The organism is Saccharopolyspora sp. (assembly GCF_017434145.1).
GTDB classification, from domain to species: domain Bacteria; phylum Actinomycetota; class Actinomycetes; order Mycobacteriales; family Pseudonocardiaceae; genus Saccharopolyspora_C; species Saccharopolyspora_C galaxeae.
The window spans coordinates 1-2,133 of sequence record NZ_JAFRFW010000755.1; the positions used below are offsets into that span (position 1 = coordinate 1).

The 2,133-nt window shown below is 66.0% G+C and carries 2 protein-coding genes and 1 pseudogene; all 3 read left to right on the plus strand.

Annotated features, from left to right (window positions below):
* Window positions 1-475: lanthionine synthetase LanC family protein (locus IJH84_RS20475; protein ID WP_295147712.1), on the plus strand; the 475-nt coding region annotated here is incomplete at its 5' end.
* Window positions 457-1,491 (plus strand): thiopeptide-type bacteriocin biosynthesis protein, encoded by a 1,035-nt coding sequence (locus IJH84_RS20480; RefSeq protein ID WP_295147719.1) that lies wholly within the window; start codon window positions 457-459, stop codon window positions 1,489-1,491. The genes IJH84_RS20475 and IJH84_RS20480, both read left to right, overlap by 19 nt.
* A 40-nt stretch (window positions 1,492-1,531) precedes the next feature.
* Window positions 1,532-2,133 (plus strand): annotated as a pseudogene (locus IJH84_RS20485) (transposase); the annotation flags it as partial.

Here is a 2,133-nt window from a genome sequence, read left to right on the forward strand (position 1 = left end):
CAACGCCGGACCCTGGTGGCCGTATTGGATCGACCACCACGACTACGCCCGCGGGTGCCTCACCAGCCACCAGCCGGGACGGCCATCGTGGTGCTACGGCACCCCAGGGATCGCCCGAGCACAACAACTCGCAGGACTCGCCACCGGCGATACCACTCGGCAACACGCCGCTGAGGAAGCACTGCTGGCCTGCCTGAACGACGCCAGCCAAACCGAGCTGGTCAGCGACATGGGGCTATGTCACGGATGGGCCGGGCTGTACCTCACGGCAGCGCGAACCGCCCACGATGCAGCCACCCCGGGCCTCGCCGCACTTCTGCCTTCACTCGCACAGCAACTCGTCCAACACGCCGAAGCCACTCCGCCTCCCGAACTCGGCTTGCTCGACGGCGCGACCGGCGTCGCCCTCGCCCTTCACGCCGTCACGACGGGCGTCCCGATATCCGGATGGGACCAATGCCTCTTAATCAGCTGAACACCTCGGCAGCGCCCGCCGAACTCATCGCGACGGCCGTCCGCAGCGTGATGGCAGGCGAAACCCTCCCCGAAGCCGCCGCAGCCCACAACCTCGACGTCGGCGAGCTCGCTGACGCACTCGACACGTACGACCGGGCTGGGCGCGCCGCCGTGTATGACCGCACGGCAGACACGACCTGGTGGCAAGCACATCTCGAATTCAGCGCATGGGAGCAAGCCGAACTCATCGCAGCCTCAGCCCTCGCACCACTCCTGAACGCTTGGTGCCGGACCGGACTCCTCCGGCAATGGTGGTTCATCCGAAAAGCACCGAGCTGGCGCCTTCGCCTGCAACCCGACACCGACCACGATGCTCTACGCACCCGCGCCGCCGCCGAGCTCGACCGACTCGTCCAGCAAGGTCACCTCGCCAGCTGGCGCCCGAGCCACTACGAACCCGAAGCCCTCGCATTCGGAGGCCCCAGCGGAATCCGCATCGCACACACCCTTTTCAGCGCCGACAGCGCCAACCTCCTCGCTCACCTTCACACCCGCCACGTGCCGCTCGGCCGCGTCGAGCTCTCGATGCTGTTGTGCACCCAGCTCTTCCGCGCCGCGGGACAAGAGCAGTTCGAGGCCGCCGACATCTGGCACCGCGTCACCTACCTGCGTCCGCACCCGCAACACCCCAGTACCGACACCGGACACCACACCGACTTGACCCAGCAGCTACGCACACTGCTGACCTACGACGCTCGCCCCACCGGGCCGCTCTTCGCCCCCGAAGGCTCGCTCCACGCAGCCCACGACTGGGCACACGCCTTCCACGAAGCTGGACGTGACCTCGCCCGCGCAGCACGAGAATCCAAGGTGCACAGGGGAGTCCGCCACATCCTCGCCCACCACGTGATCTTCCACTGGAACTGGCTCGGCCTCGACACCAACACCCAGCACGCACTCGCCCCCGCCGCGCCCTGCGCACTGCTCCCGCTCGAAACCACAGGGAGTCTCGGTCGAACGGTGTTTCCGGCCTGACGCGCCGGACGAAGGTCCGGTGTGAAGGGCGCCGTGACTGATGGCATCCGATGCTGTGAGTACACCAGGAAGTGAGAAGAATTCAGGGCGACAGCTGTCGCCGGAGCAGGCCGCAGCGGCGGAGATGATCGCCCAGGCTCGCGAGCAAGGACTGGACCTGACCGGCCCGGGCGGACTGTTGAAGATGTTCACCAAAACGTGCTGGAAACCGCCTTGAACGAGGAAATCACCGAGCATCTCGGCCATGAGAAATATCAGGCCGACGCCGAGCGGGAATCGGATAATGTCCGGAATGGGACACGGGTCAAGACGGTGATCTCGGACGCGGTCGGCGATGTGGAGATCGCGGTCCCGCGGGATCGCTCAGGCACGTTCACCCCGCAGATCGTGAAAAAGCGGCAGCGGCGCCTGAATGGTGTCGACGAGATCGTGCTGTCGCTGTATGCGAAAGGGCTCACCACCGGCGAGATCGCCTCGCATTTCGCCGATATCTACGGCACCTCGGTGTCCAAGGACACGATCTCAACCATCACCGACAAGGTCGTCGCGGAGATGGACGACTGGTCCGACCGGCCCCTGGACTCGATCTACGCGGCGGTGTTCATCGACGCCATCCACGTGAAGGTCCGAGACGGGCAGGTG

Bases quoted from the DNA above. Each gene is read 5' to 3' on its own strand.
- IJH84_RS20480 (WP_295147719.1), top strand. From the start codon at position 457: ATGCCTCTTAATCAGCTGAACACCTCGGCAGCGCCCGCCGAACTCATC.